We start from the raw sequence: 23,685 nt of genomic DNA, 5'->3' as shown, positions 1-23,685 counted from the left end.
CAGAGGATCCAGTCCAAGGGCGCCCGTGCAGCGCGCCAAGGCGCTTGCGACCTTTGACGATAAGGGCCTAGACTGACCCGGTGTCACGTGCCGTTTGTGAGGAGCAGCGAGTTTGCAGCAAGGCACCCCATCCACCCCCGCAGGCCAGGGTGCCTGGATCAGCGATATCTTCATCAATACCAGGAACAGTCGCAGCTTCCGGCACATCCCGGACGACCCCTATGACAAGATGGAACTGCTGCGGAAGGGCGCTGACCTTCTGAAACGGATGCAGCGTGGCGAGCCCTTTGCCGCGGGCGAAATCGAGCGTGACCGGCACCACATCAACAATTGGCCGTTCGATGAAACCCTGCCGCCGGTGATCCTGTTCGGCTGGGTTGCGCTGCATCGGGACGTGGCGGCGGTCTTCTCCCGCTTCGATCCGGGACAGGGCAGGCTGCACCCGATCCGGATGATCGACAATGACCGCAGGAAGGTGATTTCCGAGGACTATGCCATCCTCACGCCCGGCAATGCCGCCGATACGCTGGACCTTGACCGCTCGACGTCGATCAGGCGGATGAAGGGTCAGGAAAAGATCTTCTACTTCCACGAGACGGTCCCCAAGCCCGGCACCTTCGTGCTGCGGCCGGGGTTTGGCATGGGGCCGGATTTCTGGGTGGACAGTCGGGTGATGAACTCGTTCTTCCTGTCCGACCGGCTGGTTGCGGCGCTGGCGGCGGAGAAGATGGACCGGCTGTTCGGGCTACGGCGCTGCGTTCCGGGCTGACAGAAGAGCACCAGGCGCGCACGCGCACCGGGCGGGCAAGGCGCAAACGCGCGGCTGTGGGTCGCGAACGGCTCTGGAACCCTGGTGGCTCCTGTCCTAAGACCCGGAGTGCCGCGCAACGGCACGGGCGCTGACAGGGAACGGTGGGCGTGATCCTTCTGGAACATGGACCGGGTGGCAGACCGGCGCTGTTTGACGCGCCGCGCGAGGTCATTGCCGCCCAAGCCCCCGGCGAGGTGGGGCGCGCGCTTGCCCGGGCCGAGTCCGCCCGTGCCGCAGGGGGCTGGGTCGCGGGCTACGTTGCCTATGAGGCGGGCTATGCGCTGGAGCCGAAGCTGCGCCGGCTGATGCCGCGCCGGCGGCCGGGGCCCTTGCTGGCGCTTGGCGTCTTCGACGGGCCGCGCCCGGCAGAGGCTGCGCTCGCGCGGGCGGCGGCGGAAGGGCGCGCGACCGCGATGACCGAACCCGCGCCGCAGATCGGCAGGCGCGCCTATGGCACGGCCGCGCGGAAGGTGTTCGACTACATCGCCGCGGGCGACTGCTACCAGGTGAACCTGACCTTTCCGATGGCGGCGCGGCTGGTTTCCGGCACCCCGCTGGGGCTGTATGGCGCGTTCCGGCGGACGGGGGCGGTGGGGCACGGGGCCTATGTCGATCTGGGCGTGGGGCCCGTGGTCGTGTCGCGCAGCCCGGAGCTGTTCTTCAAGGTCGGACAGGGCCGGGTCGTCACCCGGCCGATGAAGGGCACGCGGCCCCGCGGCAAGGATGCAGCCGAGGACGCGGCGATCATTGCCGAGTTGCAGGGGGCCGAGAAGGACCGGGCCGAGAACCTGATGATCGTGGACCTTCTGCGCAACGACATCAGCCGGCTTTCGAAGGTGGGCACGGTGAAGGTGCCGGCGCTTTACGCCATCGAAAGCTATGCGACGGTGCACCAGATGACCTCGACGGTCGAGGGGGTGCTGGAGCGCCCGACGACCCTGCCCGGCCTGATGGCGGCGCTGTTTCCCTGCGGCAGCGTTACGGGGGCTCCGAAGATCCGGGCGATGGAGATCATCCGGGAAGTGGAGCCCCATCCGCGCGGCGTCTATTGCGGCGCGGTGGGCTGGATGTCGCCCTCGGGGGACGCGGATTTCTCGGTCGCGATCCGCACTCTGTCGGTCAGCGGCGACCGGATCGTGATGAACGTGGGCGGCGGGCTGACGCATGGCTCGACGGCAGAGGGCGAATGGGAGGAGGCGCTGTGGAAGGCGCGCTTCGTGAAGGCGGCGGTGAGCCGGGACTGAAGCTGATCGAGACCGTCCTCTGGGACGGCCGCGCCGCGCCGCGCTGGCCGCTGCACTTGGCGCGGCTCAGACGGTCGGCGGAGATGCTTGGCTGGACCTGCCCCGACGTGGCGCCCTCGGGCCCGGATCATCCCGCGCGGATGCGGCTGACGCTGGACCGCGCGGGCCGGGTGGAGTGGCAGGTCGCCCCCTTGCCCCCGACAAAGGCCGCATGGCGGGTCGGCCTGGCCGAGGCGCGGCTTCGGTCGGACGATCCCTGGCTGCGGGTCAAGACGACCCGGCGCGCGGTCTATGACGCGGCGCGGGCGGGGCTTCCCGAGGGGCTGGACGAAGTGCTGTTCCTGAACGAGCGCGGCGAGGTCTGCGAGGGCACGATCACGACGGTCTTTTTCGACCGGGGGCAGGGGATGCGGACGCCGCCCCTGTTGTCCGGCCTCTTGCCCGGGGTGCTGCGCGCCGAACTGTCCTGTCCCGAGGAGGTCTTGAGCGCCGAGGAGCTGGGCGCCGTGCGGCTCTGGGTCGGCAATGCGCTGCGGGGGCTGATGCCGGCGGTCTGGGCAGGGTGAGACCGCCCCGGGGGCGCTTCGCCCCCCGGACCCCCCGAGAGTATTTGGAAAAGGGCAAATCAGGGAAAGCGGACTGCGTCTTGCCCTTTTGCAAAATACTCCCGCCGGAGGCGTCCGACCGTGGTCCGGGGCGGTGCCGCGGGGTTGACTCGGACCGCGCGGCAAGGTGTATCGGCGCGATGACCTTTGAGGCCCTGGAAAGGGGAACGACGATGCATGCCTATCGCAGCCATACCTGTGCCGCGCTGAACAAGACCCATGTGGGCGAAACCGTTCGCCTGTCGGGCTGGGTCCACCGGGTGCGCGACCATGGCGGCGTGCTGTTCATCGACCTGCGCGACCATTACGGGATCACCCAGGTGCTGTGCGACGGCGACTCGGCGGCGTTCAAGGCGCTGGAGCAGGTGCGCGCGGAATGGGTGATCCGCGTCGATGGCCGGGTGAAGGCGCGCGATGCGGCGCTGGTCAACCCGAAGATCCCGACCGGCGAGATCGAGGTCTATGTGACCGACCTTGAAGTCCTGGGCGCGGCCGAGGAACTGCCGCTGCCGGTCTTCGGCGACACCGAATACCCCGAGGAGACGCGGCTGACCTACCGCTTCCTCGACCTGCGCCGGGACAGCATGCACCAGAACATGATGCTGCGGTCGAACGTGGTGCGCTGGCTGCGCAATGCCATGTGGGACCAGGGCTTCACCGAGTTCCAGACGCCGATCATCACTGCCTCCTCGCCCGAAGGCGCGCGCGACTTCCTGGTGCCGTCGCGCCTGCATCCGGGCAAGTTCTACGCGCTGCCGCAGGCGCCGCAGCAGTTCAAGCAGCTGATCCAGGTCGCGGGTTTCGACCGGTATTTCCAGATCGCGCCCTGCTTCCGCGACGAGGACCCGCGCGCCGACCGCTCGCCTACGGATTTCTACCAGCTCGACATCGAGATGTCCTTCGTCACCCAGGACGACGTCTTTGCCGCCGTCCAGCCGGTGTTGCAGGGGTTGTTCGAGACCTTCGGCAAGGGTCGCAAGGTTTATTCCGACTGGCCGCGCATTGCCTACCGGGATGCGCTGAAGTGGTATGGCTCCGACAAGCCCGACCTGCGCAACCCGATCCGCATGCAGGACGTGAGCGAGCATTTCCGCGGCTCGGGCTTTGCGATCTTTGCCAAGCTTCTGGAGCAGGAGGGCAACGAAGTCCGCGCCATTCCCGCGCCGAAAGGGCCGTCGGGTGAACCCGTGGGCCGCAAGTTCTGCGACCGGATGAATGCCTTCGCGCAGAGCCAGGGCCTGCCCGGCATGGGCTATATCTTCTGGCGCGACGCCGAGGACGGCTCGGGGATGGAGGCCGCGGGGCCGCTGGCCAAGAACATCGGGCCGGAGCGGACCGAGGCGATCCGGCTGCAACTGGGGCTGGAGAAGGGCGACGCGGCCTTCTTTCTCGGCGGCAAGCCCGAGGCTTTCGAGGGCATCGCCGGCAAGGCGCGGAACGTGATCGGCGAGGAACTGGGGCTGACCGAGAAGGACTGCTTCCGCTTTGCCTGGATCGTCGATTTCCCGATGTACGAGAAGACCGACGAGGGGAAGATCGACTTCAGCCACAACCCGTTCTCGATGCCGCAGGGGGGCCTCGAGGCGCTGAACGGCGACCCGCTGAAGGTTTATGCCTATCAGTACGACCTGGCCTGCAACGGCTATGAGGTCATCTCGGGCGGCATCCGCAACCACAAGCCCGAGATCATGTACAAGGCGTTCGAGCTGGCCGGCTATCCGAACAGCGAGGTGGACAAGCGGTTCGGGGGCATGGTGAAGGCGTTCAAGTATGGCGCCCCCCCGCACGGCGGTTGCGCGGCGGGGATCGACCGGCTGGTGATGCTGCTGGCCGATACCCAGAACATCCGCGAGGTCATCATGTTCCCGATGAACCAGCGCGCCGAGGACCTCTTGATGGGCGCGCCTTCGGAACCGACGCTCCAGCAGTTGCGAGAGTTGAGCCTGCGCGTCGTCCCGAAGGACAGCTGATGTACCAGGCCTCGGTCCCCGTCTTCCGCCACTATCTTTCGCGCGTCAGCGACATCGTGGCGGTCGCGGGGCCGGATGCGCTGGACGCGCAGATCGCCGACAGCTTCCCCGCCCGCCAGCAGTTCGCCACCGCGGCGGGCTTTGCCTTGCGGATCGCCTGCCCGCTGGCCGGGCGCGAGGTGCCGGACCTGCCGCAGGGCCTTGGTCCGCGCCTTGCGGTGGCGCGCGCGCTTCTGGGCGCGTTGACGCCCGCCGAGTTCGAGGGCGCCGAGACGCGGGTGATCCGCCACCGCGCGGGCTTTTCCGAGCTGGAGCAGACGGGCAGCGATTTCCTGTTTCTCTACGGCCTGCCGAATTTCTTCTTCCATCTCACCATGGGCTATGCCGCGCTGCGCGCCGCCGGGGTGCCGCTCGGCAAGGCCGATTTCGACGGGTTCCACAGCTATCCCTCCGACTTCCGTTTTTGAGCGGCCGGCTTGCGCGCGACCGGTCCGGGGCCTAGCCTGTGGCCTGGGCAGGGGAGGATCGGGCGTGTCCGACGAACGACTGGGTGCCGTGGTCGAGGGCTGGCAGCCGCCGCCCCGGCCGGACCGGGCGGCGATGGAGGGGCGCTACGTCCGGCTGGAGCCGCTCGAGGCCGAGGCCCATGCCTTCGACCTGCACGCCGCCTTCCAGGGTCACGATGCGCTGTGGGACTACATGCCTTACGGGCCCTTCGCCTCGGGCTCGGCCTATCACCGCTGGGCGCGCGAGCGCGAGGCGGGCGAGGATCCGCGCTTTTTCGTGCTGCGTGACCGGGCCAGCGGCCTGCCGGGCGGGATCGCGAGCTATCTGCGCATCGCGCCCGAGGCGGGGTCGATCGAGGTGGGCCATATCTGCATCTCTCCGTCGATGCAGCGCAGCCCGGCGGCGACCGAGGCGATGTTCGTGATGATGGACTGGGCTTTCCGCGCGGGCTACCGGCGGTATGAATGGAAGTGCAACGCGCTGAACCTCGCCTCGCGCCGGGCGGCGCAGCGGCTGGGGTTCAGTTTCGAAGGCGTGTTCCGCAATCACCTGGTGGTCAAGGGGCGCAACCGCGACACGGCCTGGTTCTCGGTCATCGACAGCGAATGGCCGGCCTTGGCCGAGGCATTCGCCTTCTGGCTGTCTCCGGCCAATTTCGACGCGCAGGGCCGCCAGCGCGAGCGGCTGTCCGACCTGACCCGGCTGGTGCGCGCAGGCAGCGACCCGGCGCTGGAGGGCTGATCCGGATGGCCGGGGCGGTCAGGCAAGCGAGCGGAGCGCCTCGAGCCGGTCCTCGATGATCCGCGCCACGCGCGCCCGGTCGAAGGGAGTCGTCCCGCCGCGGACCGCGTCTTCCAGCGCCTGGTCGCCCGCGGCCCGTGCCAGGCTTTGCACGAAGGCGCGCGCATAGCCCGGATCGCCCGGGGCACGGATCAGGCCGGCCGCGCGCGCCAGGTCGTCGCGCAGCGCCATGGGATCGCCCGCCGGGGTGGGAACCTCCTCGCCCTTGTCGATCGGGCCGACCCCGGTCGTCAGTTGCCGAATCAGTCGCACCAGCCCGGCGACGGACCCGAGCGGCTTTTCCAGGAACGCGGCCGCCCCGGCATCGAGCGCCAGATCGCGCCCGTCGGGATCGCCCGAGATCCCGAGGACCGGGAAGCCCTGACCCGACAGTTCGGCGATCAGGTCCTCGCCCCGGCCATCAGGCAGGCCGAGGTCGATGATGGCCAGGTCCGGCCGGTAGCAGTTGAGATGAAGTCGCGCGATTTCAAGGCTTTCCGCACGCCTCAGCTTGGCACCGGCACGTTGCAGGATCAGGCGCAGGGCATCGCAGGTGAACCGGCTGTCATCGACCAGCATCAGCGTCAGGCCCTGAAGCGGAAGGTCCTGACCCGCAGCAGGCGCGGTGGGGAGGGTCGGGTGGGGGCGAAACGGCATGGCGGACCTCGTATCTGGCGGTCAGAGTGTCGCCGCACCGCGTAAAGCGGCGGTTAACGCGCCTGCGACCATCGCGCCGCTTGCAGGTCCGCGCCCGGCACCGCATAACGCGGGCCACGAGCCGCGCGAGGAGCCCCATGATCGGACGCCTGAACCACGTCGCCATTGCCGTGCCCGACCTTGCGGCGGCGGCAGAGCAGTATCGGTCGACCCTGGGCGCGAAGGTCGGCGCGCCGCAGGACGAGCCCGATCATGGCGTCACGGTGGTGTTCATCGAACTGCCGAACACCAAGATCGAGCTTCTGCATCCCCTGGGCGAGGCATCCCCGATCGCCGGGTTCCTGGAGAAGAACCCCGCGGGCGGGATCCATCACATCTGCTACGAAGTCGATGACATCCTGGCCGCGCGCGATCACCTCAAGGCCTCGGGCGCGCGGGTACTGGGGTCGGGAGAGCCGAAGATCGGCGCGCATGGGAAGCCCGTGCTGTTCCTGCACCCAAAGGATTTCAACGGTTGCCTGGTGGAGCTGGAACAGGCATGACCATCACGGCCGCCCTTGTCCTCTATTCCGTGACCTGGTTCATGACGCTGTTCTGCGTGCTGCCCTTCCGCACCCAGTCGCAGGACGAGGCCAACGAGATCGTCCCCGGCACGCCGCCCGGTGCTCCTGCGGGTGAGGTCATGAAGCGCAAGGCCTGGATCACCACTCTGATCGCCACGCCGATCTGGGCGGTGATTGCCGGGATCATCCTGTCGGGCTGGATCACCGTCCACGACCTGGACTGGTTCGGCCGGATGAAGCCCTGACGGCCGGTCCGGGCGCAAGATCCTTCGAAGGATTCTGCAAATCCTTTCGGAAGGATTTTCGCCCATCGTCAGCGGCCTGCTTGCGCCAATCGGTGGAAGATATGGGTGAAGGTCGCGACCCCCAGCGTCGGGATCACGAGGTTGACCAGCGGCAGCGACAGGGGTGCGGCCATCAGCGTCCCGGCGGCCCAGAGCGTCCAGCGGTTGCGCCGGCGCATGGCCCTGACCTCGGACGGCGGCAGCCGACGGAGCGCGACCAGACTGAAATACTCGCGTCCGAGCAGGTAGCCGTTCACCGCCCAGAACACGAGCGGCGCGCCCGGCCCGACAAGGGGGTAGAGGAAGACCGCCCCCAGGTTCACCGCGATGACCACGCCGAGGAAGTTGACCGCCTGGCGCAGGCTTTCGCTTAAGGACAGGGCCGTCGCCGGAGGCAGATGCGGGTAATGGCGGTCCTCGACCGCGTCGGCCACGTCCTCGAGGAAGAAGCCGGTGAAGGCGGCGGCGACCGGGATCATCAGGAAGACCGACAGCCCCAGCATCAGGAACAGCGAGGTCCAGCCGAGGAAGCTGTCGATCCCCGAGACCGGGCCGATCACCGGCAGGTCCACCGTGTCGGGGGCCAGCCACCAGATGCCTTGCAGGAAGAGGAGATAGGCCGCGAACAGAAGCGCCAGCGCCAGAAGCACGCCAAGCCCCAGCACCCGGCGGAACCGCCGGTCGCCCAGTTGGCCGAGCGCCGCGAAGAAGGCCGCGAAGATCACGCCTCGACCCAGGTCACGAGCCGCGACAGGTCCGGGCGCGGGCGGTCGGGGCCGTCGGCCGGCGGGGTGGCGATGTGGACGATGCCGGCCACCGTCTCGCCCTCGGCGCATCCGAAGGCGCGGTCGGCGAAGATCGGGTCGTGCGCGGGCCAGCCGGTCAGCCAGCAGGCGCCCCAGCCCGCCGCCTCGGCCGCGTTGACGATCCCGAAGCAGAGCGCGGCCGCCGACATGAGCTGTTCAACGGGCGGGATCTTGGGCGAGGGTTTCGGCGAGGCGATGACCACCACCGCAAGCTTGCCATTGTCGTATTGCCCGCGCCCCTTGGCGACCATCTCCTCGTCGCCGCCGAGTTCGCGCGCCCGCGCCTCGGCCAGGTCGGCCAGCCGCGCGAAGGCAGCGCCCTGCACCACGATCAGCCGCCAGGGTTCCAGCTTGCCATGATCGGGGACGCGGGTCGCGGCGGTCAGGATCTCTTCCAGTTCGGCGCGCGATGGCACGGGCAGGGTGAAAAGCTTCGCGGGGCGTGAGCGGCGGGCTTTCAGGAAGGCGAGGGCGGCGTCGTTGCGGGCAGGCATGTCGGGTCTTTCGGTTCGGGTCAGGTGCAGGCCCAAGATTTTTCGCCGAAAAATCTTGGGGGGCGGGGGTGTCAGAGGCCAAGGGCGGAGGCAGCCTCGTCGATCCAGGCGCGGGCGAAGGCATCGAAGCGCGCGTCGGGCTGGCGCCGGGCCAGGGTCGCGGCCAGGGGATCGGCGGCAGTGACCGGGGCGGCGGACAGTTCCTCCAGCACGGCATGGCCGCAGAAGGGGACATAGACCTCGGAATAGCCGCCCTCGTGCACCAGCACCAGCCGCCCGTCGCACAGCCGGTCGGCGGCCTGCATCGCCATGCGGGTCAGCATGCGGAAGGTCTCGGCCGAACACAGCATTCGGCCCAGCGGATCGACTGCCGCCGCGTCGAAGCCGCAGGCGACGACGATCGCCTCGGGGCGGAAACGGTCGAGCGCGGGCAGGACCACCCGCTCCATCGCGTAGAGATAGGCCGCATGGCCGCAGCCGGGCGGCAGGGGCAGGTTCAGGTTCGACAGGGGCGCCGCAGGGCTGCCCGTCGCCTCGACCCCGCCGGTGTCCAGCGGATAGTTGCGCTCCTGATGCAGGCTGATGGTCAGCACCTCCGGGTCGTCCCAGAAGATCGCCTCGGTCCCGTTGCCGTGGTGCACGTCCCAGTCGATCACGGCGACGCGGCGGACCAGCCCCTGTCCTTGCGCGGCGCGGATCGCCACGGCGATGTTGTTCAGAAGGCAGAAACCGTTCGGCCAGTCGGAGGTCGCATGATGCCCCGGCGGGCGCGAGAGAGCATAGGCATTCCGCGCCTCGCCTGTCAGCACCGCCCGCAACGCGGCGCTGGCCAGCCCCGCCGACAGCGCCGCGATCTCGTATCCGCCGGCGCCGAAGGGGCTGCGCAGGCCCAGCTCGCCCCCGCCCGCGTCCGAGGCCGCCTTGAAGGCCGACAGATAGCTGTCGGGGTGGACGCGCAGGAGATCCTCGCGGCTGGCCGGCTCGGCCCCGCGCATCGAAAGGTGCCGGGTCAGGCCGGTGACCTCGATCAGATTGCGCAGGCGGCGCTTGGTTTCCGGGTTCTCGGGCAACCCGCCGGGGCTGGGCTGCACAAGGCCGCCGGCGGGCAGGGTGAAGGCATAGTTGCCGCCGCCGTGCCAGAAGCAGCGTTCGTCGGAATAGAAGGCGGTGGTCATGCGGGTCTCCGTTTCGGGCAAGCCTAATCAGGCGGCGCGCGATTGGCCAGCGTCGGGCGACAATGGCGGGAGGCGCGGGCCTCTCACGATCATTTGTGTCAAGTCGCCTTTTGCCATTTGTGCCCGGCGGGATAGTTCGCTTTACTGACGGCAACAGACCCTGAAGGGAGCATGAGGCATGGCCGACAGCAAGGCGCTGGTCGCGGAAATCGAGGCACTGGGCGCGGTGCTGGGGCAGGCGAAGGTCTCGATCAACCGCCGCTTCATCGGGCAGGAGAAGGTGGTGGACCTGGTCCTCGCCTCGATGCTCTGCGGGGGGCATGCGCTGCTCGTGGGCCTGCCGGGTCTGGGCAAGACCCGGCTGGTGGACACGCTGGGCACGGTGATGGGGCTGAAGGCCAACCGCATCCAGTTCACGCCCGACCTGATGCCCGCCGACATCCTGGGCTCCGAGGTGCTGGAGACTGCCGCCGACGGCAGCCGCGCCTTCCGCTTTGTCGAAGGCCCGATCTTCTGCCAGCTGCTGATGGCGGACGAGATCAACCGCGCCAGCCCGCGCACGCAGTCGGCGCTCTTGCAGGCGATGCAGGAGAAGGAAGTCACCATCGCGGGCCAGCACCGCCCGCTCGGCCGCCCGTTCCATGTGCTGGCCACCCAGAACCCGATCGAGCAGGAGGGCACCTATCCCCTGCCCGAGGCGCAGCTGGACCGCTTCCTCGTGCAGGTGGACGTGGAATATCCCACCCGCCAGACCGAGCGCGACATCCTGATCGCCACCACCGGGGCCGAGGAGGCCGAGGCGCATCAGGTTTTCACCGCCGAAGAGTTGATCCGCGCGCAGGGCGTGTTGCGGCGGATGCCGGTGGGCGATCAGGTGGTCGAGGCGATCCTCGACCTCGTGCGCGCCTGCCGTCCGGGCGAACCCGAGGGCCGTGACCTGGCCGACAGCCTGTCCTGGGGCCCGGGGCCGCGCGCGGCGCAGGCGCTCATGCTGATGGTGCGGGCGCGGGCGCTTCTGGATGGGCGGCTTGCGCCCTCGGTCGGCGATGTCGCCGATCTGGCGCAGTCGGTGCTGATCCACCGCATGGCGCTGTCCTTCGCCGCCCGTGCGCGGGGCGAGACGCTGGCCGGGATCATCGCCCGCGTCACCAACCGCGTCCTGCGGCTCGAGGCCGCCGCGTGACCACCGCCGCCCCCGATCTGCGCACCCGCGCCGAGGCGCTGGGGCAAAGCCTGCCGCCCCTTCTGGCCGAGGCCGAGATGCTGGCCTCGACCGTGATGATGGGCGAACACGGCCGGCGCAGGGCGGGGCTGGGGGACGAGTTCTGGCAGTATCGCCCGGCGCATCAGGGCGATTCGGCGCGGTTGATCGACTGGCGGCGTTCGGCCCGGTCGGATGCGCATTTCGTGCGCGAACGCGAATGGCAGGCGGCGCAGTCGGTGACGATCTGGATCGACCCGGCGAAAAGCATGTCCTTCACCGGCGACCGGGCGCGTCCGCCCAAGTCCGACCGGGCGCGGCTTCTGGGGCTGGCGCTGGCGGTCCTTCTCCTGCGCGGGGGCGAGCGGGTCGGGCTGGCGGGTCTGGCCAGCCCGCGCGCGGGGCGGGCGCAGCTTCTGCGACTTGCAGAGCGGCTGGCGGCGGAGGCGGTGGGCGCGGATTACGGCGCGCCGGAAACCGAGGGCATGGTCAGCCATGGCCGCGCAGTGTTCCTGTCGGATTTCCTGGGCGACCTGAAGGCCATCGAGGCGGGGCTGGCCCGCGCCGCCGACCGGGGGGTGAAGGGGGTGCTGATCCAGGTGCTTGACCCGGCGGAAGAGGAGTTTCCCTTCGACGGCCGCACGATCTTCGATTCCATGGGCGGGACGCTGACGCACGAGACGCGGCAGGCGGGCGACCTGCGCGCGCGCTACCTGGCGCGGCTGGCCGAACGCAAGGAGCGGCTCGCGGCGCTGGCCCGGGCGGTCGGCTGGCATTTCACCACCCATCACACCGGCGCCCCGGCGCAGGGGGCGCTGCTCTGGGCCTACATGGCCTTGCAGGGGGAGCGGTAGATGTTCACGCTGGGCCCCCTGGGATTTGCAACGCCGTGGCTTCTCGTGGCGCTGGTGGCGCTGCCGATCCTGTGGCTTCTGCTGCGCGCCGTGCCGCCCGCGCCGATCCGGCGGCGGTTCCCCGGCGTGGCACTGCTTCTGGGCCTGAAGGACGAGGAGGTCGAGGCCGACAAGACGCCCTGGTGGCTCTTGCTGTTGCGGACGATCGCGGTAGGGGCGTTGATCCTGGGCTTTGCCGGGCCGGTCCTGAACCCCGAGGACCGCGGCGCGGGCTCCGGCCCCCTCTTGATCGCGGTCGATGGCGGCTGGGCCGATGCCCGCGACTGGCCCGAGCGGCAGGCCCGCATCGAGGCGCTGGTCGAGGAGGCAGGTTCTCGCGGCCGCCCGGTCGCGCTGATCCGGCTGAGCGATCCGCCGGATCAGGTGGCCTTCCAGACCGCCGAGGCCTGGGCCGGCCGCGCCGCAGGGCTTGCGCCGCAGGCCTGGGCGCCCGGAGCCTTCGCCGGCTGGGCCGCGGCGCTGCCCGAGGGCGGGTTCGAGACGGTCTGGCTGTCAGATGGCCTTGCGCACGAAGGCCGCGAGGATCTGGTCGCCGCCCTGCGCTCGCGGGGCGATCTGCGCGTGATCGAGACTTCGCGCCCGGTCCTTGCCCTGCACCCGGCCGCGCATGCCGAGGGACAGGTGACGGTCGCAGCCTCGCGCGTGCCGGCGGGGGCGCCCGTATCGGTCGACGTGCTGGCCCAGGGGCCGGACCCGGCGGGAGTGGAACGCGACCTTGGTCGCGTCACGCTCAATTTCGAGGCCGGCGCAACCCGTGCCGAGGCGGCCATCGACCTGCCGCCGGAACTGCGCAACCGGATCAATCGCTTCGTGCTGGAGGGCGCGCGCACCGCAGGGGCGGTCAGCCTGGCCGACGACAGCCTCAAACGGCGCAAGATCGCCCTGGTGCGGTCGGGCGCGGACCAGGAGACCTTGCAGCTTCTGTCGCCGATGCACTACCTGCGCCAGGCGCTGGCCCCGACCGCCGACCTGATCGAGGCCAACCTGGCCGACTCGCTTCTGGCCAGCCCGGATGTGGTGATCCTGGCGGATGTGGCCGATGTCTCGGGACCCGAGCGGGCGAGCCTGACCGAATGGGTGCAGAAGGGCGGTCTGCTCCTGCGCTTTGCCGGGCCGGTGCTGGCGGCCAGCGATGTCAGCCGCATCGAGGAGGACCCGCTGTTGCCCGTCCGCCTGCGCGAGGGCGGTCGCACCGTGGGCGGCGCGATGAGCTGGGGCGAACCGAAGGCGCTGGCGCCGTTCCCGGATGGCTCGCCCTTCTTCGGGCTGGTGGCGCCCGCCGATGTGGTGGTGCGCCAGCAGGTGCTGGCCCAGCCCGATCCTGACTTGGCCGAACGCACCATCGCGGCGCTGGATGACGGCACGCCGCTGGTCACGCGCAAGGTGATGGGGGCGGGGCAGGTGGTGCTGGTGCATGTGACGGCCAATGCCGAATGGTCCTCGCTGCCCCTGTCGGGCCTTTTCGTGCAGATGCTGGAGCGGTTGGCCGTGTCCACGAAGCCCGCGACACCCGAGGCGGGCGACCTGGCCGGGCAGACCTGGTCGCCCGAGGTGGTGCTGGATGCCTGGGGTCAGACCGGCGATGCCGGAGAGCTGCCGGGCGTGGAGGGAGAAGTCCTCGCCCGTGCCATCGCCGAGGGGCCGACCGCGGCCACCCCGCCCGGCCTGTACGCCGGGGCCGACCGGCGCGTGGCGCTGAACGTGGTGGGGGCGGAGACGGTGCTGGAACCGGCCGTCTGGCCCGCCGGCGTTCCGGTGGACCGGCTGGAGGCCCGCGCCGCACGGCCCCTGAAGGGCGAGTTCCTGACGCTGGGGACGGTGCTGCTGCTCCTGGACGTGCTGGCCGCGCTGTGGCTGGCCGGGCGCCTGCGCGGGATCCTGCGCGGGGTGACGGCGGTTCTGGCCGTGGTGGTGGTCTCGGGCGCCCCGCAAGGGGCAAGGGCGCAGGACGCCGCCGCCCCGCCGCCCGACCCGAAGGCCGAGGAATTTGCGCTCGAGGCGACCAGCGCCGTCGTGCTGGCCTATGTCCTGACCGGCGATCCCAAGGTGGACGAGATGTCCCGCGCGGGGCTGCTGGGCCTGTCCGACAAGCTGTGGCAGCGCACCTCGGTCGAGCCGATGATGCCGATGGGCGTGAACATCGAGACGGACGAGCTTGCCTTCTTCCCCTTCCTCTACTGGCCGGTGGTGGCGGGGGCAACGCAGCCCTCGGACGCGGCCTATGCGAAGCTGAACCAGTATCTGCGCACCGGGGGGATGATCCTGTTCGACACCCGCGATGCCGATCTAGCGGGCTTCGGCGGCGGCACCACGCCCGAGGGCCAGGCGCTGCAACTCATCGCCTCGGGTCTCGACATCCCGCCGCTGGAACCCATGCCGCCCGACCATGTCCTGACCCGGACCTTCTACCTGCTCCAGGACTTTCCCGGCCGGCATCAGGGCGGGCAGGTCTGGGTCGAGGCCTCGCCCGACGCCGAGGCGCAGGCGGCCGAGGGCATGCCCTTCCGCAACCTCAATGACGGGGTGACGCCGGTGGTGATCGGCGGCAACGACTGGGCCTCGGCCTGGGCCACGGATGATGTCGGCGTGCCGCTGGTGCAGATCGGCCGGGGCTTTGCCGGGGAACAGCAGCGCGAGATTTCCTACCGCTTCGGCATCAACCTGATCATGCATGTGCTGACCGGCAACTACAAATCCGACCAGGTCCATGTGCCGGCGCTGCTGGAAAGGCTGGGACAATGACCGCAAGCCTCGTCTTCGCGCCGCTGGTGCCCTGGGCGGTGCTCTACGTCCTTGCGGGGCTGGCGCTGGCTCTGGTCGCCTTCGCGCTCTGGCGCGGGCTGTCGGGCTGGTGGCTGCGGGGCCTTGCGCTTGCCGCGCTGGTCGCGGCCCTGGCCAACCCGGCCCTGCAGGAGGAACAGCGGCAGACCCTGTCCGACATCGTCATCCTTGTCGTGGACGAAAGCGCGAGCCAGGGCCTTGCCGACCGCCGCGCGCAGACCGAGGCCGCCGTCGCCGCCATCCAGGCCGAGGTCGCGGCGCTGCCGAATACCGAACTGCGCATCCGCCGCGTCGGCGATGGGGCCGAGGATGCGGGCAGCCTCGTGATGACCGCGCTGTCCAAGGCGCTGGCCGAGGAACCCCGCGCCCGCGTCGCCGGGGCCATGGTCATCACCGACGGGCGGGTGCACGACGCGGGCGTGGTGCCGAATCTGCCCGCGCCGCTGCATGTCCTGCTGACCGGCCGCGCCGCCGACTGGGACCGCCGCATCGTGGTGAAGAACGCCCCCGCCTTCGCCATCATCGGCGAGGAGTTCATGCTGGAACTCAGGGTCGAGGACGTGGGTGCCCCGCCCGCCTCGGCGGGGACCGAGGTCGCGCTCACCATCGCCATCGACACCGAGGAACCGGTAACCTACACCGTGCCGCTGAACGAGGACCTGGAACTGCCGGTGACGCTGCCGCATGGCGGGGCGAACGTGCTGCAGTTCAGCGTGGCGCCGGTCGAGGGCGAGATCACCGACCGCAACAATGCCTCGGCCGTGCAGATCAACGGGGTGCGCGACCGGCTGCGGGTGCTCCTGATCTCGGGCGAGCCGCATGCCGGCGAAAGGGTCTGGCGCAACCTTCTGAAATCCGACGCGGCGGTGGATCTGGTGCATTTCACCATCTTGCGCCCGCCGGAAAAGCAGGACGGCGTGCCGGTGGACGAGCTGTCGCTGATCGCCTTCCCTACGCGCGAACTGTTCGTCGAGAAGATCGAGGAGTTCGACCTGATCATCTTCGACCGCTACCGGATGCGGGGCATCCTGCCGATGTCCTACATCGACAACATCGTGTCCTATGTGCGGAACGGCGGCACCGTGCTGGTCGCGGCGGGGCCGGAATTTGGCGCGGTGGACAGTCTCTACCGCTCGCCGCTGGCGGAAATCCTGCCGGTCGCCCCCACGGCGCAGGTGATCGAGGGCGGGTTCCGCCCGGCGCTGACCGATCTCGGCCGCCGCCACCCGGTGACCGAGGGGCTGGAGAAGGAGGCGCCCGAGGGCGGCTGGGGCCGCTGGTTCCGCCAGATCGAGGTGCGGCAGACCGCCGGCCAGGTGCTGATGTCGGGGCCGCGCGACCTGCCGCTTCTGGTGCTGAACCGGGTCGATCAGGGGCGCGTCGCGGTTCTGGCCTCGGACCAGGCCTGGCTCTGGGGCCGGGGGTATGAGGGCGGCGGGCCGCAGCTGGAACTCCTGCGCCGGCTGGCGCACTGGATGCTGAAGGAGCCGGAGCTGGAAGAAGAGACCTTGACCGCCGAGGTGCGTGGCGAGGCCCTGACCATCACCCGCCGGACGCTCGCCGAGGCCGATCCGGGGCCGGTGACGGTGACGGGCCCGGACGGGACGGCGGTGGAACTCGCGATGCCGCTTGTCGGGCCGGGGCGCTACGAGACGGTCTGGCAGGCGCCGGCACTGGGGCTTTACCGGCTGGAACAGGGCGAGCTGACCCGGGTGATCGCGGTCGGCCCCGCCACCCCGCGCGAGTTCGCCGAGACGATAGCCTCGGGCGAGCTTCTGCAACCCGTGGCCGAGGCGACGCGCGGCGGAGTGACCCGGCTGGAGCCGGGCGTGCCCGACATCCGTGCGGTGTCCGAGGGCAGGGTCGCCGTCGGTCGCGGCTGGATCGGCATCACTCCGCGCGAAGCCTATCTGACGGCCTCGGTCAACGTGGTCCCGGCCCTGCCGGCCTGGGCCTGGCTTCTGATCGCCGCCGGGCTGGCCCTGCTGGCCTGGCTGGTCGAGGGACGCAAGGGCGCGAGGGCGGCCTGACGTCGTTGCGGTCGGGTGCCTGCGGTTGCCCGGCGCCCCCCCGGCGCACGGCCCATTCGCGCCGCGACGTGCCCGGCATCGGCATCCGGGGCCGGCGGGTCGCTTTCCGCGCCTCACCGGTCCCCTTCGGCTTGGAAACCCTGTGCCGCCCCGCTACTCTCGGCACCAAAAAGGAGACCCCGATGCCCCGCGCCGAGACCATTGCCCTGATCCGCCGCTACTATGACGCCTTCAACGCCGGCAGACCCGAGGAGATGCTTGCCTGCCTGACCGACGACATCGAGCACCGGGTGAACGAAGGCGGGCACCGGATCGGCAAGGCGAAGTTCGCCGAGTTCTGCAGCCACATGGGGGTCAGCTACCGCGAGCAACTGAGGGACATGGTGATCTTCGCCACCGACGACGGCAGCCGCGGGGCGGCGGAATTCGTGGTCCACGGGCAGTATCTCAAGACCGACCCCGGCCTGCCCGAGGCGAAGGGCCAGACCTACATCCTGCCCGCCGGCGGGTTCTTCGAGGTGCGCGACGGTCTCATCTCCCGCATCACCACCTTCTACAATCTCAACGACTGGATCCGGCAGGTCAGCCAGTGAACATCGACGACATCGACGTCCGCGTCCTGCGCGGCCCCGAGCTGGAGGCCGCCCTGGACGGTGTCGCCCGGCTGCGGATCACGGTGTTCCGCGACTGGCCCTACCTCTACGACGGTTCGCTGGACTACGAACGCGAATACCTTGCCACCTACCGCGGCAATCCCGGCGCGCTGCTGGTCGGCGCGTTCCACGAGGGCCGGCTGGTCGGCGCCTCGACCTCGACGCCGATGGAGGACCACGCGCCGGAATTCTCGGCCCCGTTCCGCGAGATGGGCATCCCGACCGAGAAGATCCTCTACGGCGCCGAATCCGTCCTGCTGCGGCCCTATCGCGGGATCGGCCTCGGCCACCGCTTCATCGACCTGCGCGAGGCCCATGCCCGCGCGCTGGGACGGACCCATGTCGCCTTCTGCTCGGTCATCCGGCCCGAGGATCACCCGGCCCGCCCGGCGGTCTATCGCGGCAACGATGCCTTCTGGCGCGGCCGGGGCTATGAACCAATGCCCGGCGTGGTCGCCCGTTTCAGCTGGAGGGATCTCGGCGACACGGAAGAGACCGAGAAACCCTTGCAATTCTGGATGCGGTCCCTTGATTAGACAAAAGGATCAGGGACATGGCAGCAGAGAGCACTCCGGCCATCCACGCCGAGACCGTCCGGGGCGCGCTTGAAGCCTTCGCGGCCCGGGCAGAAGGGCTGACCTCTGCCGAGGCGGCGCGGCGGCTGGCCGAATACGGGCCCAACCGCCTGCCCGAGGCGCGTGCACGCGGGCCGGTCGTCCGGTTTCTGGCGCAGTTCAACAACGTACTGATATATGTGCTGCTTGGCGCGGCGTCCGTAACTGCGGGCCTGCAGCACTGGGTGGACACCGGGGTGATCCTGGCCGTGGTGCTGGCCAATGCGGTGATCGGCTTCATCCAGGAAGGCAAGGCCGAGGCGGCGATGGGGGCGATCCGCTCGCTCTTGGCGCCGAAGGCGGCGGTCCTGCGCGACGGGTCGCGGGTCAGCGTGTCGGGGGCGGACCTCGTCCCCGGCGACATCGTGCTCTTGGAGGCGGGCGACAAGGTGCCGGCCGACCTGCGGCTGATCGAGGCGCGGGGGCTGGCGGCGCAGGAGGCGATCCTGACCGGAGAGTCTGTGCCGGTGGACAAGGACCCGCGGCCGGTCGGGGCCGACGTGCCGCTGGGCGACCGCCGCTCGATGCTGTGGTCGGGGACGCTGGTCACGCAGGGCACCGCGAAGGGGCTGGTGGTGGCCACGGGGCAGGGCACCGAGATCGGCCGGATCGGCGGGCTGCTGGCGGGGGTCGAAAGCCTGACCACGCCGCTGGTCGCGCAGATGGACCATTTCGCGCGCTGGCTGTCCTTCCTGATCCTACTGATCGCGGCGCTGATCCTGGTCTGGGGCTATTTCGTCGGCCACTACGACTTTGGCGAACTGTTCATGGTGGTGATCGGCGTGGCCGTCGCCGCCATCCCCGAGGGGTTGCCGGCGGTGATGACGATCACCCTGGCGATCGGCGTGCAGGCCATGGCCCGGCGCAATGCCATCGTCCGCCGCCTGCCCGCGATCGAGGCGATCGGCTCGGTCTCGGTCATCTGCACCGACAAGACCGGCACGCTGACCCGCAACGAGATGGTCGTCGTTGCCGCCGAGACGGCCGAGGGTGCCTTCACCGTAACCGGCGAGGGCTACGAACCAAAGGGCGAGATCTCGCCGGCGGGCGATCTGTCGCGCCTCGCGCGGGCGGCGGCCCTGTGCAACGACGCGGCCTTGCACATGCGCGACGGGCAATGGATCGTCGAGGGCGACCCTATGGAGGGGGCGCTTCTGGCCTTTGCCGCGAAGGCGGGCGGTGTAGCGCCCTCGGCCCGCGTGGATGCGGTGCCCTTCGACAGCCGCCACCGCTTCATGGCAGTGCTGGGCAGCGACGGCGTGACCCATGTCAAGGGTGCGCCGGAACGGGTGCTGCGCATGTGCCGCGACGTTGACTACGGGCTTTGGCACGACCGGGCCGAAGCAATGGCGCGGCAGGGGTTGCGGGTGCTGGCCTTCGCCGAACGCGCCGAAGCGGGCGACAGGATCGACACGGCGACGCTGGACGGCGGGCTGACCTTCATCGGCCTTCTCGGCCTGATCGATCCGCCGCGTCCCGAGGCGATCGCTGCGGTGGCCGAATGCCGGGCGGCGGGGATCCGGGTCAAGATGATCACCGGCGACCATGCCGGGACCGCTGCGGCTATCGCGGCGCAGATCGGCCTCGCCAAGCCCGGGCGCGTCCTGACCGGGGCAGACCTCGACAAGCTGGACGATGCCGAACTGGCGTTGGAGGCTCTGGATGTCGATGTCTTTGCCCGCACCAGCCCCGAACACAAGCTGCGCCTGGTGACGGCCTTGCAGTCGCGCGGTCTGTCGGTGGCGATGACCGGCGACGGGGTGAACGACGCCCCCGCGCTGAAACGGGCGGATGCCGGCATCGCCATGGGCCTGAAAGGGTCGGAGGCCGCGAAGGAGGCCGCCGATCTGGTGCTGGCCGACGACAATTTCGCCTCGATCGCCGCGGCGGTGCGCGAGGGGCGGACGGTCTATGACAACCTCAAGAAGGTGATCAGCTGGACCCTGCCGACCAATGCCGGAGAAGCCGCCGTCGTGGTGCTGGCGCTGCTTCTGGGCCTCGCGCTGCCGGTGACGGCGGTGCAGATCCTGTGGATCAACCTGATCACCGCGATCACACTGGGCCTGGCGCTGGCCTTCGAGCCGACCGAAGCCGGCACGATGGCCCGTCCGCCGCGCCCGCGCGATGCGCCGTTGCTGACGGGGGGACTGGTCTGGCAGGTGATCCTGATCGCGGGCCTCTTCGTGGCCGCGACCTTCGGCGTCTTCAGCTATGCGATCCAGAAGGGCTATTCCCTGGCCCTGGCCCAGACCATGGCGATGAACACCCTGGTCGTGCTGGAGATCTTCAACCTGTTCTTCATCCGCAACATGCACGGCACCTCGCTGACATGGGCCGCGGTGCGGGGCACCCCGGTCGTCTGGGCGGTGGTGATCGTGGCCACCCTAGCGCAGGTCGCGGTCACCTATCTTCCGCCCCTGCAGGCGGTGCTTGGCACCGAAGCCGTGCCGTTCCGAGACGGCATCCTGATCGTGGCGATGGGCGTGGTGTTCTTCGCGCTGATCGAATTCGAAAAGCAGGTCCGGTTGGGCCTGAGCGCCCGGCCCGTCGCAAGGCAGGAAGAATCCGCTTGAAAACCGGCCCTTTCGGGGGCATACGGCCCGGCGGAAGCCTGCGGGACATGCCGCGCGGGCCCATCTGCAATGGAGAGACCATGGCCAAGGAAGACATTCTCGAATTCCCCGGTGTCGTGAAGGAACTCCTGCCGAACGCGACATTCAGGGTCGAACTCGAGAACGGCCATGAACTGATCGCGACGATGGCAGGCAAGATGCGCAAGAACCGCATCCGGGTTCTGGCCGGCGACAAGGTGCAGGTCGAGATGACGCCCTACGACCTGTCCAAGGGCCGCATCAACTATCGCTTCAAGTAACTGATCTTGCGGCTTATCCTGGGATCAGGCAGCCCGCGTCGCAAGGAATTGCTGGCAGGGCTTGGCATCGTGCCCGACCTGATCCTGCCCCCCGACATCGACGAGGACCCGCGCAAGGGCGAATTGCCCCGCCCCTATGCCCTTCGCTTGGCCGAGGAAAAGGCCCGCGCCGTGCCTGCCGGGCCTGACGATGTAGTGCTTTGTGCCGACACCACCGTGGCGCTGGGCCGTCGCATCCTGGGCAAACCCGCTGACGCCGGCGAGGCCGCAAGCTTTCTTGTGGCGCTCGGAGGGCGGCGGCATCAGGTCATCACCGGCCTTGCCGTGCGCCGCGGCGACCGGGTGCTGCTGCGCGAAAGCCTGAGCGTGGTGAAGATGAAGCGGCTGTCGGACGATGAACTCAACGTCTACCTCGCCAGCGGCGAATGGCAGGGCAAGGCCGGCGGCTACGGGATCCAGGGCCTTGCGGGGGCGTTCATCCCGTGGATTTCCGGGTCCTTCACCGGCATCATGGGCCTGCCGGTGGCCGAGACGGCGGCGCTTCTGACGGCCATCGGCTATCCGGTCTGGAGACGGGAATGAAGGGACGCCTGCTGGTTCTGGACGAGATCGACGGCCGGCAGGCCGCGGCGCTCTTGGTGGATGGGCGGATCGAGGAGCTCGCCATCGACCCGGCGGACGACGTGGCGATCCCCGGCGCGATCTACCGCGCCGTTGCCGACCGGCCCGTGAAGGGCCAGGGCGGCATCTTCGTGAAACTGCCGGGCGGCTCGGGCTTCCTGCGCCAGATCTCGGGCGTGGCGCCCGGCCAGCGGCTGCTGGTGCAGGTCACCGGCCCGGCCGAAGCCGGCAAGGCGGTCCCCGTCACCACGCGCCTCCTGTTCAAATCACGCTTCGCCATCATCACCCCCGACGCTCCGGGCCTGAACATCAGTCGCCGGATCAAGGACGAGGAGCGCCGGGCCGAGCTTTCCGTCCTGGCCGAGGCCGGCATGTCCGGCGCGGACGACAGGCTTGGCCTTATCCTGCGCTCCGGCTGCCTCGAGGCCGAGGATAAGGCCATCGTCGAGGACATCGCCGCGATGCGCGGCCTGGCCGAGGCGGTGCTGGCCGATATCTCTGGGGGGCCCGAGCTTCTGGTCGATGGCCCTTCGGCGCATGACCTTGCGTTCCGCGACTGGCTCGACCCTGCAGTGGACGACGCCGACACCGACCCCGAAAGCTTCGAGCGTCACGGTGTGATCGAGGCGATCGCGGCGCTGCGCCGCCCCCGCGTCGTGCTGGAGGCGGGCGCGCACATGATGATCGAGCCGACCCGCGCGCTGGTGGCTGTCGATGTGAACACCGGCCCCGATACCTCGCCAGCGGCGGCGCTGAAGGCAAATGTCGCCGCCGCCCGCGACCTGCCGCGTCAGCTGCGGCTGCGGGGTCTGGGGGGGCAGGTGGTGGTGGACTTCGCCCCGATGCCAAAGCGCGACCGGCACATCCTCGACCAGGTGCTGAAGGCCGCCTTCAAGACGGATGGCGAGGCGAACCTTGCCGGCTGGACGACGCTGGGCCTCTACGAACTGACCCGCAAGCGCGACCGTGTGCCCTTGTCGGAGCTTCTGCCCGAGGATCTGCCATGACCGCCTGCCCGATCTGCGGCAAGCCCGCTGTCCCTTCCTACCGCCCCTTCTGCTCGCGCCGTTGCGCCGACGTGGACCTTGGCCGCTGGCTGACCGAGGGCTATCGCATCCCTGCCGGGACCGAGGAGGAGGCCGAGGACGTTTCCGAGGACGGAACGCCGCCAAAGCCGCATTGAGGGGGCGTTTTCCCTCTGGACAGCCCCACGCCCCTTGAGTATCACCCGCCCACCAACCGGTGCCCAGATAGCTCAGTTGGTAGAGCAGCGGATTGAAAATCCGCGTGTCGCTGGTTCGATTCCGGCTCTGGGCACCACCTTCACCGCCAAGCCCTTGAAACGCCTCAGCTTTGTCCTTGGATAGAGCGAGCGTAGAACATGGCGGAGAACAAAGCTGCACCCCACTCATTTGTGAAAGACGGGGTCTACTACTTCATCAGACGCGTTCCGAACGACCTTCGGCACCACTACACCTCATCGAAAATCTCCTACTCCCTGCGAACAAGGTCGGTCACAGTGGCCGCTTCCCGTGCTGTCAGGGCAGCTCAGAAGCTCGACGAGTATTGGTATCACCTCAGGATCAACGACAGCGACCTGCCGGGAAAGCACATGCTCCGCATGGCTGGGAACATCGGTGTGGCCCCTTCCACCCTGCCGATGCCCGCTGCGGCGGCTATAGCGGCCAGTGTGAAGCTCTCGGAGGCGGTGAGCATCTACTTGCGCCTGAAGGGCAAGGGTCGCCCCATCACCTTCCAGCGGTCCGCTGAGAGATCGTGCGGCTATGTCATCGACGTGAGCGGCGACAAGGACATCACGGCCTACACCAAGGCGGATGCGAACGCCTTTGTGCTGCGGTTGCCAGTCCACTACGCGGCAGCCAGGGAAGACCTTGGGGAGCGATGTGCGTATGCCCGATCCCTTCGATGCGATGATGTAGGCATTGCAGGGCTTGCAGCGCGTTCCATCGTTGCCTCGGGCTTGGCCGCTGAGGCCGCTGACCCGAAGACGGTGATGATTGACGTCGAGCCAGTGGTTCGCCATTGGTCCGAGAACCACTGGCGAGGGTATCTCAAGGCACACCGCACGGCGACCAGCCTGCG

General features: G+C 69.4%; 24 protein-coding genes and 1 tRNA gene. 21 read left to right on the top strand and 4 right to left on the bottom strand.

The annotated features are described in order from the left end of the window. Positions 1–112: 112 nt before the first annotated feature. The 6 genes from ACK4IU_RS15145 (at position 113) to ACK4IU_RS15120 (ending at position 5,878) form a co-directional block, all read left to right on the top strand. A complete protein-coding gene (locus ACK4IU_RS15145) occupies positions 113–769 on the top strand; it encodes a hypothetical protein (RefSeq protein ID WP_409736673.1) in 657 nt (218 codons plus the stop codon). Positions 770–918: 149 nt separating this feature from the next. Beyond that, on the top strand, positions 919–2,055 hold the full coding sequence (locus ACK4IU_RS15140) for an aminodeoxychorismate synthase component I (protein WP_409736671.1): 1,137 nt from the start codon (positions 919–921) through the stop codon (positions 2,053–2,055). Continuing rightward, positions 2,013–2,621, top strand: a complete 609-nt coding sequence (locus ACK4IU_RS15135) for an aminotransferase class IV family protein (RefSeq protein ID WP_409736669.1) — start codon at positions 2,013–2,015, stop codon at positions 2,619–2,621. The genes ACK4IU_RS15140 and ACK4IU_RS15135 overlap by 43 nt, the downstream gene beginning before the upstream one ends. A 212-nt stretch (positions 2,622–2,833) precedes the next feature. After that, complete coding sequence (gene aspS, locus ACK4IU_RS15130; protein ID WP_409736695.1) at positions 2,834–4,630, top strand: aspartate--tRNA ligase; 1,797 nt, start codon at positions 2,834–2,836, stop codon at positions 4,628–4,630. Beyond that, positions 4,630–5,097 (top strand): DUF1993 family protein, encoded by a 468-nt coding sequence (locus ACK4IU_RS15125; RefSeq protein WP_409736667.1) that lies wholly within the window; start codon positions 4,630–4,632, stop codon positions 5,095–5,097. The genes aspS and ACK4IU_RS15125 overlap by 1 nt, the downstream gene beginning before the upstream one ends. Positions 5,098–5,161: 64 nt before the next feature. Then, positions 5,162–5,878 carry a GNAT family N-acetyltransferase gene (locus ACK4IU_RS15120; protein ID WP_409736665.1) on the top strand — a complete coding sequence of 239 codons (717 nt, stop codon included), beginning with the start codon at positions 5,162–5,164 and terminating at the stop codon, positions 5,876–5,878. A gap of 18 nt (positions 5,879–5,896) precedes the next feature. On the opposite strand, the gene ACK4IU_RS15115 is transcribed toward ACK4IU_RS15120, so the two are convergent. Next, positions 5,897–6,574: a response regulator gene (locus ACK4IU_RS15115; RefSeq protein ID WP_409736663.1), complete on the bottom strand. Its 678-nt coding sequence runs from the start codon at positions 6,572–6,574 to the stop codon at positions 5,897–5,899. A gap of 137 nt (positions 6,575–6,711) precedes the next feature. Here ACK4IU_RS15115 and mce point away from each other — a divergent pair, with 137 nt between their 5' ends. Both mce and ACK4IU_RS15105 read left to right on the top strand, forming a co-directional pair. Continuing rightward, on the top strand, positions 6,712–7,116 hold the full coding sequence (gene mce / locus ACK4IU_RS15110) for a methylmalonyl-CoA epimerase (RefSeq protein ID WP_149587911.1): 405 nt from the start codon (positions 6,712–6,714) through the stop codon (positions 7,114–7,116). Then, the gene (locus ACK4IU_RS15105; protein ID WP_149587912.1) at positions 7,113–7,382 is read left to right on the top strand and encodes a DUF1467 family protein; all 270 of its coding nucleotides are present in this window, start codon (positions 7,113–7,115) and stop codon (positions 7,380–7,382) included. Before mce ends, ACK4IU_RS15105 begins: the two co-directional genes overlap by 4 nt. 68 nt (positions 7,383–7,450) lie before the next feature. Here ACK4IU_RS15105 and ACK4IU_RS15100 read toward each other — a convergent pair whose 3' ends face one another. The 3 genes from ACK4IU_RS15100 to ACK4IU_RS15090 form a co-directional block, all read right to left on the bottom strand. Continuing rightward, a complete protein-coding gene (locus tag ACK4IU_RS15100; protein WP_409736693.1) occupies positions 7,451–8,143 on the bottom strand; it encodes an EI24 domain-containing protein in 693 nt (230 codons plus the stop codon). Next, complete coding sequence (locus tag ACK4IU_RS15095; RefSeq protein ID WP_409736660.1) at positions 8,143–8,721, bottom strand: nitroreductase; 579 nt, start codon at positions 8,719–8,721, stop codon at positions 8,143–8,145. The genes ACK4IU_RS15100 and ACK4IU_RS15095 overlap by 1 nt, the downstream gene beginning before the upstream one ends. 71 nt (positions 8,722–8,792) lie before the next feature. Further along, on the bottom strand, positions 8,793–9,896 hold the full coding sequence (locus ACK4IU_RS15090; protein ID WP_409736658.1) for a class II histone deacetylase: 1,104 nt from the start codon (positions 9,894–9,896) through the stop codon (positions 8,793–8,795). Positions 9,897–10,074: 178 nt separating this feature from the next. Between ACK4IU_RS15090 and ACK4IU_RS15085 the strand changes: the two genes are divergently transcribed. The 13 genes from ACK4IU_RS15085 to ACK4IU_RS15025 form a co-directional block, all read left to right on the top strand. Further along, the gene (locus ACK4IU_RS15085) at positions 10,075–11,079 is read left to right on the top strand and encodes an AAA family ATPase (RefSeq protein WP_149587916.1); all 1,005 of its coding nucleotides are present in this window, start codon (positions 10,075–10,077) and stop codon (positions 11,077–11,079) included. Beyond that, the gene (locus ACK4IU_RS15080) at positions 11,076–11,951 is read left to right on the top strand and encodes a DUF58 domain-containing protein (protein WP_409736656.1); all 876 of its coding nucleotides are present in this window, start codon (positions 11,076–11,078) and stop codon (positions 11,949–11,951) included. The genes ACK4IU_RS15085 and ACK4IU_RS15080 overlap by 4 nt, the downstream gene beginning before the upstream one ends. Continuing rightward, entirely contained in the window at positions 11,952–14,753 is a 2,802-nt protein-coding gene (locus ACK4IU_RS15075) for a DUF4159 domain-containing protein (RefSeq protein WP_409736654.1), read from the top strand. It begins immediately after the preceding gene. Further along, a complete protein-coding gene (locus ACK4IU_RS15070; protein WP_409736652.1) occupies positions 14,750–16,822 on the top strand; it encodes a hypothetical protein in 2,073 nt (690 codons plus the stop codon). Before ACK4IU_RS15075 ends, ACK4IU_RS15070 begins: the two co-directional genes overlap by 4 nt. A gap of 182 nt (positions 16,823–17,004) precedes the next feature. Continuing rightward, positions 17,005–17,415, top strand: coding sequence for a ketosteroid isomerase-related protein (locus ACK4IU_RS15065; protein WP_409736650.1), 411 nt, complete (start codon positions 17,005–17,007; stop codon positions 17,413–17,415). Then, positions 17,412–18,011 carry a GNAT family N-acetyltransferase gene (locus ACK4IU_RS15060; RefSeq protein WP_409736648.1) on the top strand — a complete coding sequence of 200 codons (600 nt, stop codon included), beginning with the start codon at positions 17,412–17,414 and terminating at the stop codon, positions 18,009–18,011. Before ACK4IU_RS15065 ends, ACK4IU_RS15060 begins: the two co-directional genes overlap by 4 nt. A gap of 17 nt (positions 18,012–18,028) precedes the next feature. Continuing rightward, positions 18,029–20,662, top strand: coding sequence for an HAD-IC family P-type ATPase (locus ACK4IU_RS15055; RefSeq protein ID WP_409736646.1), 2,634 nt, complete (start codon positions 18,029–18,031; stop codon positions 20,660–20,662). A gap of 80 nt (positions 20,663–20,742) precedes the next feature. Continuing rightward, positions 20,743–20,961, top strand: coding sequence for a translation initiation factor IF-1 (gene infA, locus ACK4IU_RS15050; RefSeq protein ID WP_135450909.1), 219 nt, complete (start codon positions 20,743–20,745; stop codon positions 20,959–20,961). Between the two features lie 6 nt (positions 20,962–20,967). Next, positions 20,968–21,543 carry a Maf family protein gene (locus tag ACK4IU_RS15045; RefSeq protein WP_409736644.1) on the top strand — a complete coding sequence of 192 codons (576 nt, stop codon included), beginning with the start codon at positions 20,968–20,970 and terminating at the stop codon, positions 21,541–21,543. Continuing rightward, a complete protein-coding gene (locus ACK4IU_RS15040) occupies positions 21,540–22,589 on the top strand; it encodes a ribonuclease E/G (protein ID WP_409736642.1) in 1,050 nt (349 codons plus the stop codon). Before ACK4IU_RS15045 ends, ACK4IU_RS15040 begins: the two co-directional genes overlap by 4 nt. After that, positions 22,586–22,765 (top strand): DNA gyrase inhibitor YacG, encoded by a 180-nt coding sequence (locus tag ACK4IU_RS15035; RefSeq protein WP_149587923.1) that lies wholly within the window; start codon positions 22,586–22,588, stop codon positions 22,763–22,765. The genes ACK4IU_RS15040 and ACK4IU_RS15035 overlap by 4 nt, the downstream gene beginning before the upstream one ends. Positions 22,766–22,826: 61 nt before the next feature. Then, positions 22,827–22,902, top strand: a tRNA-Phe gene (locus ACK4IU_RS15030). A 61-nt stretch (positions 22,903–22,963) separates the two neighbouring features. After that, positions 22,964–23,685, top strand: a 722-nt coding sequence (locus ACK4IU_RS15025) for a DUF6538 domain-containing protein (RefSeq protein ID WP_409736640.1), incomplete at its 3' end; no start/stop codon positions are given.

The sequence above is a fragment of the Tabrizicola flagellatus genome (genome assembly GCF_046295235.1).
Taxonomy (GTDB): Bacteria; Pseudomonadota; Alphaproteobacteria; order Rhodobacterales; family Rhodobacteraceae; genus Tabrizicola; species Tabrizicola flagellata_A.
This window is presented reverse-complemented; position numbering and strand designations above follow the sequence as displayed.